This window comes from Telmatospirillum siberiense (assembly GCF_002845745.1).
GTDB lineage: Bacteria > Pseudomonadota > Alphaproteobacteria > Rhodospirillales > Magnetospirillaceae > Telmatospirillum > Telmatospirillum siberiense.
The window spans coordinates 41,777-54,570 of the sequence record NZ_PIUM01000012.1 but is presented as its reverse complement, the minus strand read 5'-3'; the positions used below and the strand labels follow the sequence as shown (position 1 = coordinate 54,570).

The window sequence follows — 12,794 nt, the reverse complement described above, 5'->3', positions numbered from 1 at the left end:
CTCGAAAGAAGGTGACATCCGGAACCTCCCGCGGGAGATTCCGGATGGACTTCGGCTTTTAGAACTTGAACCGCACAGCGGTGTACAGGCTGTGGACACGATAGCTATTGGCAGACTCACCCGAACTGAGGGTGCTGATTGAGGTTCCCGCGTTGTTCAAAAGCACGGGATTCCAGTTATAGGACCAATCATTGTCCTTATAGAGTTCGAATCCATATGCGGCGACCAGGGTGATGTTGTCGAGCAACTGGTATTCGCCCTGCAACTTCACGCTATGCATCGATGAACTGACGCTAGGCAGGCTCACGTTACCCTGATACCAGGAATTGGTCGTCGCACCGGAGTAGATGCCGCTGTACATGTTGTAGCCGACGTCACCATAGCTGAAGGTGTAATCGACACCGACCTTCAACCGGTCGGTAACATGCCAATCCCCACCCAAGCCGACGGTGTGAATCGAATCGGTGGTGGCGGAACTATAGCCATCGGGAACGTTGACGTTGTTGCCCCTGTTCACATAGTAGATCTGCTCATAGTTATAGAACAGATGGGTGGTCACGGCCTTGACCGGGCTGAAGGTCAGGTCCGGGCCGATGGTGGCGTTGGCGTCCCGCTGGGTCGCATTGACGTCGGCCTGATAATGGTAGCGGTTGGTCTCGAATTTGCCGTTAAGACCGGCCGTCCACTGCTCGTTCGGAGCATAGTCCGCCCGGCCCTTGATCCGGTCCGCCGTCCGGGGAGCCTGATAGAACGCCCCCGCATCGGCGCTGCTGGCGCTCAGGAATTCGAACCGACCCGAACGCACGCCATGCTCATAGGTAAGCGACGTGTTGACATTGGGAATCGAGCTGTTCGAGAGCTTCGCCGACAAGGTGTTCTCGTCGCTGTGGCCAACCCAATAGCCGATCTGGTGGGTCCCGGTATTGTTGTAGTTGGCATCGCCCGCGTCGCGGTCGACCAAATCGAAGGTATAACCCAGAGTCAGCTTGGTGCTGGGCAGAATACGATAGCCGGCCTCGAAACCAATCTTCTGTTTCGTCCAGCTTTGACCCACGATGGTATAACGGGTCGAAGCGGTCGCGCTGTCGCCCAAGTTATAGCCGTAGAACTGTGTCGGGCTGTTGGACGTCTCGCGCCCGCTGATGGCGTAGGAGGCCTTCAGATCGAGCGCGGTGATGGGACGGGAAACCACCGACGTGTTGGCGTCGTAGGTTCTGGCCATCAGAGGAACCGTCGGATTGCTCAGATACTGAGCCAGGGCGGTGGAGTCGGTGATGGCGCCGTTGTTGCCGGTACCGGTTCCCGGCGAGGCTTCCGACATCTCGATGCCATAACGGAAGTTCGTGTTCAGGCGGGTCGTCGGCGTCAGGTTATAGCCAAGACGACCGGTCACGTAGTGGGCATCGTTGCTGGGCGGCAGTGAGTACTGCGAAACGAAGTTCCCCGAGGCACCGATATAAGGGGCCAGGAAATAGCTGTTGTTGTCGGAGAACTTGGAATAGTCGTAGCCGAGCTGCGCCTGCAGCTTCCGGGTGGCGAACTGCCCCTGTACGCTGTAATGGTCGGTATCGTAATCGACCGGCTCGCCGAAGGCCGTTCCGCCCAGACTGGAGCGGACGGTCTGCAGGACCGTGCCCTCTTTGTGTTCGTGACGGTAGCCGCTGGTCACGAGCCAGTCGCCGAAGATGTATTTGCCATCGACGCCGCCGATGTCGCGCCTGGTTCCCGCCGTTTCCTGGACGAGCGAGTTACGGAGCCGCGAGGACTGCGTCGCCAAGGTCGCGACATTGGTAGAAAAGGCGGTGTTGGTCACCACTCCCGGCGCCACCGCCCCGCTCTGCGGATAAGGGGTGTAGAAGGTCTGGCCGGTGTAGGTGATGGCGTCGTAATAAGCGCTCGCCTTCCAGGTGCCCTGCTGGCCGACGGAAGCATTTATCTCCGATTCCGGGGCAAGAGCATTGTTGGGCCCGCGATGACTGGTGCCAAAATCCAAGTTGGTCCCGGTCAATTCGTAAGCCAGGGGTTGGGGTGACCCGACATCCAGGTTCCCCTCGAGATGGATACCCCCGAGAGAGCTGAATCCCTTGGAGTCGTGGCCGTTATAGCGACCGAACAACGGCGAGGTACCGCTCTGGTAGCGGGCGCCGATATCGATTTCGTTGTTGTACTCCTTCGGCTGATCGCTGGAACCCGCGGAGGTTCCAGCCAAATCGAAGGTCTGCGCGGCCGCGGCCAGAGGCATCAGGCAGACACCTGCCAGCGCCACGGCGCGAAGGCTGATTTGTTTTCTCATAATTTCACCTCGTTGATCCGATGCCTGCATTAGCGGAGGAAGCCTTCGCCACGCGAACTGTTGGAGCCATGGATCTGCGAATGGCAGTTGAGGCAGCTCCGATTGTTCATGATGTTGCTAACACCAGCCGTGCCACCCGGCAGAGAGCCGTGACCACCGAAGAAGGAGCCGCTGCTCGCGCTGGTGGAATCGCTATGGCAACCGGAGCACAGATAGGGCTGGCGTTCGGTCAGCATGGCAGCCTGGGACGAGCCGTGCGGGGTGTGGCAGTTGTCGCAGTTCTCGCGGACGGGCTCATGCTCGAACAGCATCGGGCCGCGCTTCTCGGCATGGCAGTTGTAGCAGGTCTCGTTGATGGTGAATTCCTTGACCAGCTTCGGACCGGGCGAACCATGGACATTGTGGCAATCGGCGCAGGAAACCTTGCCTTCCCGCACCGGATGGTGGGACCGCTGGAAGCTTTCGGCGCGCTGCTGGCTGTGACAGGTGAAGCACTTGTCCGGCTGCGTGGTCTTGACCAGGATCGGGTCCTTCTTCGCATGCACGGTATGGCAGCTTGAGCAGGCCACGTCGTTGGCGGCATGCTGGCTGCCCTGCCAATTCATGCGATTGCCGTTTTCGTGGCAGGTCAGGCAGACGGCGTTGCGCTCGGCCACCGGCGAAGCGTTCGGGCCGGAGAAGCGCACGGCGGTCGGCGCCTTGTCCTTGCCCTTGCTGGCGATATGCTCGGGGCTGGCACCGTGGCAGCTTTCGCAGCCATGGTTGGCCGCCGGCGTCCGCACATCGGTCTTGACGCCATGGGGCGTCTTCAGGATGACCGAGACTTTTTCGTCGTCATGGCATTTCAAGCAGGTCTGGTCGCCCTTCGCGGCGTAGAGCGGCGCGGTCGGAGCGGGACTGTCGTCGGCCGCTTGCGCAATGGTCGCGCCAAGCGTGATCGCCAGGCCCGAGGCCAATCCGATCACTAATTTTTTGAAGATCATGTCAAAACCCCCTGTTCTGGGTCGTCGGAAAATGAGAGTTGCCGTTTTTCGACAGCGATAGATCGCCAATCCCCGTCCGCGACGGACAGGGAGTCATTCGGCCGACCGAAAGGAAGGATTCGGACGAAAAACCGGCATCGTGGGCAGAACGGAAATGAGAAGTCCTGCCAGCACCGTCGACCGGCGCCCCCCAAGCGGCGGCGGCGAGCGGACGGTCGAATTCCGGAATCTTCGTCTCCATTCCCATTCCTCTTCTTATCCGGCCTGCTTGCACAAGCCTGTTATGCGTGCCATCCCCCCGAACGCTGTAAGGGCTTGGGTACGCATTTTGCGTTTTGCGCCATCTTGGCGAGGATTGGTAGGACCAGAGGCCAGGAGAGACATAATACCAGTAACGCTTTTGTGGTATTTTGTGACATAACTGCAACAGTTTGTTACGCCGCATGTCTCGTCGCGGGATTGCCCGTGGACGGTCTTCCCATCTCGCGAAGCAGATCTTGGTTGCTCGACCATTCCTTGAGCTGCGCTTCGTCCGGCGATTAAGGCGGTAACGAGTGTTTCTATTGGCAGATCAGCGTCCATCCGCAATGGATGGATATTTACACTGTCGCTAGTGACCGAAATTGCCGACCACCATATGGACGCGTCTTCCCGTATTTATATTGTGGGATTAGCCCCAACACCCTGCCGTCATTATGATGGATCGAAAGTTTTATCCGTTGATCGAACGGATAAGCTTCCCATCTAGTTATGAGAAGTTTCCTGACATCCTGGACGAACGAAAAGGGCCAGAAACCAAAAAGTTTATAATACCAGGCACTGATTTATTTCAGGTTGTGGCATTTCGGTGACGTTCCGTTACGCCGGAACGAGCTTCAGGAATGGCGGAGGCCGGTCACATTATATACACTATAAATATGTAATATTATTAATTACACAATAGTATATAGTTCTTAGGTTATGTTTTACATCAAAAGACCCGCTAATAATGCGGCCAGTCGTGACGCATCCCGAGGCGGCCCGCTTCGCCCCACTCGGCCAATGAGGGATCAGCCATGAATCTCGCCGTGTCTTATCGCTCTTCGCCATACAATCCGGGACACGCTGTTCTCGGCATGCCCGGCATCGGCATGGCTCCGGCCCTTGCGGTGTCGGGGATCGCCAAACATTTCGGCCAACAGACGATTTTGGGAGGAATCGACCTGGAGGTCCGGCCCGGCGAGATCGTGGCGCTGATCGGCCCCTCCGGCTGCGGCAAAAGCACGCTGCTCAATATCCTGTCGGGCCTGCTGCCCCCCGATGCCGGACACATTTCCATCGGCGGCGCCAGGACGACCGGCTTCGACGACTGGCGCCGTGTCGCCTACATGTTCCAGGAAGACCGGCTGCTGCCCTGGCGCACCGTCCGGGACAATGTGTCATTCGGCCTGGAGGGTTCGGCCGTGCCGAGAGGTGAACGCCGTCGCCGCACCGCCGACGCCTTGCGACTGGTCGGGTTGGATGGTGTCGCCACCGCTTGGCCGCATGAGCTGTCGGGCGGCATGCGCAGCCGGGCCGCCCTGGCCCGCAGCCTGGTGGTCCAGCCGGCCGTATTGTTGATGGACGAACCCTTTTCCAGGCTCGACCCGCAGACCCGCTCGCAGATGCATGACGAAGTCCTGCGCATCCAGGCCGACAGCGGCATGACCGTGATCTTCGTCACCCACGACATGGAAGAGGCCGTGGTGCTTGCCGATCGCATCATCCGCCTGGCCCCCCATCCCGGACGCATCGTCGAAGCCCTCGAGATGGAGGATCTTCCGCGACCGCGCATCCCGACCGAACCCGAGGTCGCCGAGCGGATCCGCCAGTTGCGCGTCAGGACATAAAAAGCACCGTCATGCCCAAACATCTCGTCACACTCGTCGCGCAACGCGCCTTACTGGCCGGAGTGATCCTTCTGCTTTGGTGGATCGGCGCGTCACGCCTGCCGTCATTCGTCCTGCCCGGACCGCAGAAGGTCGCCCAGGCGCTGGTCTCCCTCTGGGACAGCGAAACCTTCGCGCTCGATATCCTGACCACCTGCCGCCGGGTTCTGCTGGGATTCGGCATCGCCACCGTCGTCGGCACGGTGCTCGGCCTGGCCCTGGGAGCCAGCCGCCTCCTGGCCCGCTTCTTCGAGCCGATGCTGGCCCTCTTCAACACCGTCTCCTCGGCCATCTGGGCGATTTTCGCGATCATCTGGTTCGGCATTTCCGACACGACGACGGTGTTCGTGGTGTTCATGACCGCCATGCCGCTGATCCTGACCAACGTCTGGCAGGGCGCGCAGACGGTCGAGGCGCAATATGTCGACCTTGCCCGCAGCTTTCATATGTCGCCGCCGCAGATTTTGCTGAAGATCTACGGCCCGACCATCCTGCCCTATTTCTTTTCCGGCGCGCGTCTGGCCTTCGGTTTCGGCTGGCGCGTCTCCCTGGTGGCCGAGACCATCGGCGCCTCCAACGGCATCGGCTACCGCCTGCGCCAGGCCGCCGACCTTGTGCAGACCGATCAGGTGTTCGCCTGGACGGTGCTTCTGGTCGGCCTCATGCTGGTCCTCGAAGGAGGCGTGCTGAAGCCGCTCGAACGCCGCCTGTTCCGCTGGAAGGCCTTCTCCCTTTCCTCCCGCCCCGCGTCCCTGCAGACCAATTGAGGATGACCGTCGTGCGCAAATTTTTCGTCGCGGCCGCCATGGCCGCCACCCTTTTCTCCACCTTCGCCGCCCAGGCCGCCGACAAGGTCCGCATCGGCTATTGGACCAGCGGCGTCAGCCTGGGATTCGGCGCCGTGCTGGAGGCGAAAGGCTTTCTGGCCGATCATGGGATCGAGGCGGAATTCCTGCATTTCCCCGACGTCAACGCCCCTCTGGCGGCGCTCGCCACCGGATCGATCGACCTGGCTTTCGGCGCCCCCCTGGCCGGCGTGTTCAGCACGGCCGCCAACGGCGTGCCGATCCGCATCTTCGCCGCCACCCAGCCGGCCGACGTGCAATTCGTCGTCCCGGCCGATTCGCCCATCCAATCGATCGCCGAATTCAAGAACAAGAAGATCGGCATGTCGCCCGCCGGCTCGTCGGTGGCGGTGATCGCCGGGGCGATCCTGGCCGGCAACTACCAGATCAAACCCACCGAATTTTCGCTGGTCGGCGGCAATGAATCGCGGCTGGCGCAATTCCTGGCGCAAAAGCAGGTCGACGGCGCCGCCTTGCGGTCGGTGACGGTCGCCCAGTTGGCCGACGAGCTGAAGGTCCGCCGCCTCGGCAGCTTCGCCGAGGAATGGAAGACCCTGACCCATTCCCAATCCATTCCCTATATCGGCGTCGGAGCGGTCCGTGCCGAGCTGGTCGACAGCCATCCCGAGGTGGTCGCCCGCGTCATCGCCGGATTGCGCGACACCCTGGCCTGGGGCGACGCCCATCGCGACGAGGTGGCGGAAATCCTGCACAGGAAGGCCAATCTTTCGCCCGAGGACGCCCGTGTTTACGTCAGCCTGTGGAACGACATGAACCGCGTCGCCTTCGCCGAGGCCGACATCGCCACCTTGCGCCAGCAGCATGCGGTGTTCACCGAATCCGGGCTGGTCAAGGGCACGCTGGACGACGCCCTGTTCGCCACCGCCCCCTTCCGCCAGGCCAACGCCCTCAAATAGTCCCCCGTCTCCTCTTCCATCAGCAAGGACACTCTCCCTTGAACCAGCCCCAGACCATGAAAGCCCTGACCCTCGACGCTCACGGCACTCTCGACCGCCTGCGCGTCGTCTCCGACAAACTGGTGCCGCGCGCCGATGCCGGTCATGTCGTGGTGCGCGTCGGCGCCTCCTCGTTCAATTACCACGACGTCTTCACCGTCCAGGGCATGCCCGGCATCAAGGTCCCGCTGCCCGTGGTCATCGGCCTCGATCTCGCCGGCACCGTCAGCGAAGTGGGCGAGGGCGTCATCGGCTGGAAGCCCGGCGACCGCGTGCTGGTCAATCCCCTGAAACCCGGCGTCGGCCTGATGGGCGAGATGACCGACGGCGGCATGGCCCAATACGCCCGTGTCGACGCCCAGCAACTGATCGCGCTGCCCGACGCCGTCACGTTCGAACAGGCGGCGGCGCTGCCCGTGGCCTATGGCACGGCGCACCGCATGCTGATCACCCATGGGACCGTCAAGGCGGGCGACAAAGTCCTCGTGCTGGGGGCGAGCGGCGGCGTCGGGACGGCCACGCTGCTGCTGGCCAAGCTGCTGGGCGCCGAGGTGATCGCCGCCGCCGGCAGCGACGAGAAGGCTCAAAAACTGCGGGAGCTGGGCGCCGACCATACCGTCAACTACCGCGACACCGATTTTTCGAAATGGGTGATCGGCCACTATGGCAAGCCGCAACGCCGCTCCTACGAAGGCGGCGTCGACGTCGTGGTCAATTTCACCGGGGGCGACACCTGGCTGCCGTCGATCAAAAGCCTGAAGCGCGGCGGCACCCTGCTGGTCTGCGGAGCCACCGCCGGGCACGACCCGCGCGAGGATCTGCGCTATGTCTGGAGCTTCGAGCTGACCATCAAGGGCTCCAACAGCTTCTACGAGGACAATCTGAAAGCCCTCCTGACGCTGGTCGCCGAAGGGCGCCTGGAACCGGTCATCGACCGGGTGCTGCCGCTGGAACAGGCCGCCGAAGGCCTGGCCCTGATCCGCGACCGGGCCGTGCTCGGCAAGATCGTCGTCACCCCCTGAGACGGAAGGATTCCCCGATGAGCGATCCCCAGAATTCCGCCCTGCCGACGGCCGAGGAGGTCGAGGCCCGGCTGTTGCGCGGCCCCTACCACCGCTGGCTGGGTCTTTCCGTGGAAAGGGTGGCCGACGGGGAAATCGTCCTGGCGGCGAAATTCCGCGACGACTGGGTGGTCAATCCCGAGGGCGGCTACATCCACGGCGGCATCCTGGCCGCCCTGGTCGACCTGACCGCCGACTGGGCATTGGTCTCGCGCACCGGGCGGGGGGTACCGACCATCGATCTGCGCGTCGACTACCACCGGGCGGCCCGGGGCGACCTGCGCGCCGTCGGCAAGGTCGTCAAATTCGGCCGGCAGTTCTCGGTGTCGGAGGCCCAAATCTTCGATGCCGAGGGTCAATTGGTGGCCAGCGGCCGCGGCGTCTATGCCATGCCGGCGCCAAAGCCGCCGGCGGGAGCTTAAGTCCCATGCCCACCGAAAGCCCTCTCGATCATCTGGTCATCAATTGCCGCTTCGAAACCGACGCCGCGCAAAGGCTGTTCGCCGGCCTGGGCTTCACCCTCACCCCCCGAGGGCACCATTCCCTGGGCTCGATCAATCATCTGGCGGTTTTCCAACGAAACTATCTGGAACTGATCGGCCTGCCGGCGGACGGCGGAAAACTGCGCCAGGAGATCCTGGACAGTCCCCAGGGCATCGACGGCCTGGTTTTCGCCAGCCGGGATGCCCTGGCATCCCATGCCGCCCTGTCCGAGGCCGGCTTCGGCCTGCAACCGGTGCAGCATTTCTCGCGCCCCGTCGAAGCCGACGGGGCCGAGCGCCTCGCCCGTTTCTCCACCGTCCGCCTGCTGCCGGGCCAGATCGCCGCCGGCCGCGTCTATGTCTGCCAGCATCACACCCCCGAGTTGGTCTGGCGCCCCGAATGGATCCGCCATCCCAACGGGACGCGTGACATCGCCGGCCTCGTCATCGTCACGGAAACACTGGAGAAGACTCAAGCCGACCTTGCGCGGTTGCGCCCGCTGTCGGGCGGGTTTCCTCTCGATCTGCTGAAACCGGACGATTTCGCGGGCCGTTACGGCACGCTCGCCGACCATGCGCCGCGCCGCGCCGACTTTTTCGGAGCGATCCGCTTCCACTGCGACGACCTCGCCGGGCTGGCCGGACGGGCGGCGGACCTGGGACTGCCCCTGATCCGGCGGGAAAGCGGCGTGAGCGTGGCTCTGCCGCAATTTCAAGCCCTGCTGGAGTTCGTTCCATGAGCGCCACCGCGCCCTCGGCAAACCTTGGCGACGTCATCGATCGGACGGCCGATCCGCAAGACATCGCATTCATCGGCCTGGATGGGAGCCAACAGGCGACGGAGTATCGCTTCGGCGATATCGACGAGCGCGCCGACGCCTTTGCCCGCGCGCTGCTGGCCGAGGGCTTCCGACAGGGCGAGCGGATCGCCCTGTTCGGCGCCAATTCGGTCGATTACGTCATCGCCCTGCTCGGCATCATGCGGGCGGGGCTGACCGCCGTGCCGGTCAATTTCAAGCTGCCCGCGGCGCAGGTCGATTACGTCTTGCGCGACAGCGAGGCCCGGCTGGTGTTTTGCGATGGCGAGCGGCGTTCCCAGGTCCCGGCGGATTTGCCCAGCCGGCTCCTCGGAACGCCGCCCGCCGACGCGGGACGGGCGGAGGCTCCCTTCGTGTCCTTTCAGCCGGGGCCGGACGACGTGGCGCTGCTTCTCTACACCTCGGGCTCGTCGGGACGGCCCAAGGGCGTGCTTCTCAGCCATGCCAGCCATCGCTGGGTCGTCGATATCCGGCGGATCGCCACGCCTCTCGCCGACGAGCGGGTGCTGATCGCCGCCCCTCTCTATCATATGAACGCCCTGGCCCTGGTGCTGCTGACCCTGGCCAGCCATGCCTCGGCGGTTCTGCTGCCGCAATTCAACGCCACCGCCTATATCGGCGCCATCGATCGCTATCGCTGCACCTGGCTGACCGCCGTACCGCCGATGATCGCCATGATGCTACGCGAACGGGATGCCTTGGCCAAAGCCGATCTCGGCTCGGTGCGGGTCGTGCGCATGGGCTCGGCCCCGGTCAGCCCCAGCCTGTTGGAACAGACGCGGCGCCTGTTGCCCAACGCCCGCGTCATCAATGCCTATGGCACGACCGAAGGCAGTCCCGTGGTGTTCGGCCCCCATCCCAAGGGGCTGCCGACACCGCCGCAGTCGGTCGGCTATCCCCATCCCGCCGTCGCGCTGCGCCTGATCGACGAGCAGGGCCGTGACGGCGCCGAAGGCGTCCTGGAGTTGAAAAGCCCCGGCCTGATGCTGGGGTATCATCGGCGCGACGATCTCGCTCCCTTCACCGCCGACGGCTATTACGTGACCGGCGACGTATTCCGGCGCGACGCCGACGGCTTCTACAGCTTCGTCCGGCGGCGCGACGACATGTTCGTCAGCGGCGGCGAAAACATCTATCCCGGCGAGGTGGAACATGCGCTGGAACGTCATCCCGCCGTCCAGCAGGCTTGCGTCGTGCCGGTTCCCGACGACATCAAGGGCACCAAGCCGGTCGCCTTCGTCGTTCCGCGCCAAGGCGTGGCGGTGCCCGACGAGGCCACACTCAAGGGCTTTTCATTGCGGCATCTGGCCGCCTATCAGCATCCCCGCCGCATCTGGTTCATCGAGGCGCTGCCCCTGGCGGCGACCCAGAAAATCGACCGCCGCGCCCTGGCCGCCGAGGCTCTGCGGCGTCTGGAGGACCGCTCGTCATAAGTGGCCAATGCCGACCATGACAAGCGGTGCTCCAAATTTCACGTTTCAAACTCGTTGCCATCACCGTCATTGCCGGACTTGATCTGGCAATCCATGGTTGCATGGATCGGCCGGCGTCATTCGAAGCGGGCACGTGGATGCCCGTGTCAAGCACGGGCATGACGATTATAAATGGTAAGACGCAACCTCTATTTGAGGCTCGCGTAATAGGCCGCCAAGGCGTCGAGATCGGCCGGCTGCAACGGCGAGATCTTCGGCTGCATCTTTGACGGTGCCGGACGCTTTCCGCTCTTGTAGTCGGCGAGTTGGGTCTTCAGATAGGCAAGCGGCTGACCGGCGAGGATGCCGGCATCGTCTTCGGCCACGCTGCCGCCCTCGCTGTGACATTTCTCGCACTGGGCGTCGTGCACGGTCTTGCCCTTGGCAGCCAGGGCCGGATCGATCTCCTGCTTGAAACGGACGAATTTCTTGGCGGAAAAGGTTTTCGCCAAAGCATCGATGTCGGCGGCGCTCAAATCGGCGACCAGCTTGCACATGTCGGTCTTCGTGCCCTTCTTCTCGCCGGCCAGCACGGCAACCTCGGAGCAGGGACGCTGCTTCGATTTGTATTCGTTCAGGGTGCCGGACAGATAGGCGACCGAGGCACCGGCGATGGACGGCATACTGGAATCGGTACTGTTTCCATCCGGTCCATGGCAGCCGGCACAGGAGGCCGCCGGATCAGCCGCCATCGCGGCACCGGCGAGCAACAGGCCACACACGGCGACCGGCAGGAATAAAGCGTTAAGCTTCATCATCATGTTTTCCTCCCTGGGGATCATCGTTACCGATGAGGGAGGCCAGCTTATACCAAATCTCGGCGATCGGAACCGATCACCGAGCCCTCAATCGCCGGGCGGGGTGCCTCCGCACCCCTAGGCTTCGCGCCCCTCAATGTTCCTCATAGAATTTTTTGAACGCCTCGCCCAGCAGTCGGAACTCGGCCTTGCGGGGGCTCGATGCCCGCCAGGCCAGGCCGATGGTGCGGGCCGGCGCGTCACGGCCCAGCGAACGGCTGACCAGGTCGGTTCCGGCCAGGATGCCGCTGTCGAGCGCCATGCGCGGCAGAAGGGTGACCCCCAGGCCGCAGGCGACCATCTGGACCAGGGTCGTCAAGCTGGTGGCCAGCATCCGTTCCTGCACGCCGCCCGGCTTGCCCGGCGGCATCGAAAGATGGCAGGCGGCCAGGGCGTGCTCACGCAGGCAATGCCCCTCTTCGAGCAGCAGCAGATCTTCCTCGGCGGCCAGGGTGACGGCATCGGAACGCTCCTGCGCCAAGGGATGCTTCGGCGGACAGGCGACCAGGAAGGGATCGTCGAACAGGGTCTCGAATTCGAATTCATCGGCGCGATAGGGAAGCGCCAGCAGGACCAGATCCAGATCGCCGCTCGCCAGGCGTTCCAGCAGACGGGCCGTCAGATCCTCGCGCAGATAGAGCCGCAGGTTGGGATGCTGATTGCGCAGATGGGGCATCACCTTGGGCAGCAGATAAGGCCCGACGGTGGGAATGACACCCAGCCGCAGGGGCCCCGACAGCGGTTCGGCAGCCGAACGGACCAGGGCGCTGATTTCCTCGGCGTCACGCAGCAGTTGGCGGGCGCGGACCACGACCTCCTCGCCCAGGGGCGTCATCAGGACGCGGCGCTTCGTCCGCTCGACCAGACTGGCGCCCAGCAGGGCTTCGAGTTCCTGCAATCCGGCGCTCAAGGTGGACTGAGTAGCCGCACAGGCCTCGGCGGCATGGCCGAAATGGCGGTGATCATCCAGCGCAACCAGGTAACGCAATTGGCGAAGGGTGGGCAGGGCGGCCATAGATCGACTCCATCGATTTATTTTTATCTTAAATTAACATAAATCGATGGAGTCGGGGGAAGTCATTCATGGCGGCGGCACATAAAAAAACCGGCGTCCATTGTGGAGGACGCCGGGTTTTTCCGTTCGGGGCCCAGAGCGGGATCACCGCACCGGGCCCTTAGG

Annotated in this window: 11 protein-coding genes; 7 read left to right on the top strand and 4 right to left on the bottom strand. The window is 63.2% G+C overall.

Features of this window, described 5'->3' with window-relative positions; translation table 11 throughout:
- Nucleotides 1-58: 58 nt before the first annotated feature.
- On the bottom strand, nucleotides 59-2,293 hold the full coding sequence (locus CWS72_RS11965; protein WP_158240620.1) for an MtrB/PioB family decaheme-associated outer membrane protein: 2,235 nt from the start codon (nucleotides 2,291-2,293) through the stop codon (nucleotides 59-61).
- Between the two features lie 29 nt (nucleotides 2,294-2,322).
- Nucleotides 2,323-3,276 (bottom strand): DmsE family decaheme c-type cytochrome, encoded by a 954-nt coding sequence (locus CWS72_RS11960; protein ID WP_101250843.1) that lies wholly within the window; start codon nucleotides 3,274-3,276, stop codon nucleotides 2,323-2,325.
- A gap of 1,055 nt (nucleotides 3,277-4,331) precedes the next feature.
- Here CWS72_RS11960 and CWS72_RS11950 point away from each other — a divergent pair.
- Genes CWS72_RS11950 through CWS72_RS11920 form a run of 7 tightly spaced genes read left to right on the top strand, consistent with a single transcriptional unit; the run spans nucleotide 4,332 to nucleotide 10,778 of the window.
- Nucleotides 4,332-5,144 (top strand): ABC transporter ATP-binding protein, encoded by an 813-nt coding sequence (locus CWS72_RS11950; RefSeq protein WP_199175655.1) that lies wholly within the window; start codon nucleotides 4,332-4,334, stop codon nucleotides 5,142-5,144.
- Between the two features lie 11 nt (nucleotides 5,145-5,155).
- The gene (locus CWS72_RS11945) at nucleotides 5,156-5,950 is read left to right on the top strand and encodes an ABC transporter permease (RefSeq protein WP_101250841.1); all 795 of its coding nucleotides are present in this window, start codon (nucleotides 5,156-5,158) and stop codon (nucleotides 5,948-5,950) included.
- Between the two features lie 11 nt (nucleotides 5,951-5,961).
- Nucleotides 5,962-6,945, top strand: coding sequence for an ABC transporter substrate-binding protein (locus CWS72_RS11940; protein ID WP_199175654.1), 984 nt, complete (start codon nucleotides 5,962-5,964; stop codon nucleotides 6,943-6,945).
- 38 nt (nucleotides 6,946-6,983) lie between these two features.
- Entirely contained in the window at nucleotides 6,984-8,006 is a 1,023-nt protein-coding gene (locus CWS72_RS11935; RefSeq protein ID WP_241911699.1) for a zinc-binding dehydrogenase, read from the top strand.
- A 17-nt stretch (nucleotides 8,007-8,023) separates the two neighbouring features.
- Nucleotides 8,024-8,467 (top strand): PaaI family thioesterase, encoded by a 444-nt coding sequence (locus tag CWS72_RS11930; protein WP_101250839.1) that lies wholly within the window; start codon nucleotides 8,024-8,026, stop codon nucleotides 8,465-8,467.
- A gap of 5 nt (nucleotides 8,468-8,472) precedes the next feature.
- On the top strand, nucleotides 8,473-9,267 hold the full coding sequence (locus tag CWS72_RS11925) for a VOC family protein (protein ID WP_101250838.1): 795 nt from the start codon (nucleotides 8,473-8,475) through the stop codon (nucleotides 9,265-9,267).
- Nucleotides 9,264-10,778, top strand: coding sequence for a class I adenylate-forming enzyme family protein (locus tag CWS72_RS11920; RefSeq protein WP_101250837.1), 1,515 nt, complete (start codon nucleotides 9,264-9,266; stop codon nucleotides 10,776-10,778). Before CWS72_RS11925 ends, CWS72_RS11920 begins: the two co-directional genes overlap by 4 nt.
- Before the next feature lie 188 nt (nucleotides 10,779-10,966).
- Here the strand turns inward: CWS72_RS11920 and CWS72_RS11915 are convergent, their stop codons facing one another.
- Nucleotides 10,967-11,578 carry a c-type cytochrome gene (locus CWS72_RS11915; protein WP_158240619.1) on the bottom strand — a complete coding sequence of 204 codons (612 nt, stop codon included), beginning with the start codon at nucleotides 11,576-11,578 and terminating at the stop codon, nucleotides 10,967-10,969.
- 130 nt (nucleotides 11,579-11,708) lie between these two features.
- Nucleotides 11,709-12,629, bottom strand: a complete 921-nt coding sequence (locus tag CWS72_RS11910; RefSeq protein WP_101250835.1) for a hydrogen peroxide-inducible genes activator — start codon at nucleotides 12,627-12,629, stop codon at nucleotides 11,709-11,711.
- Nucleotides 12,630-12,794 lie beyond the last annotated feature (165 nt).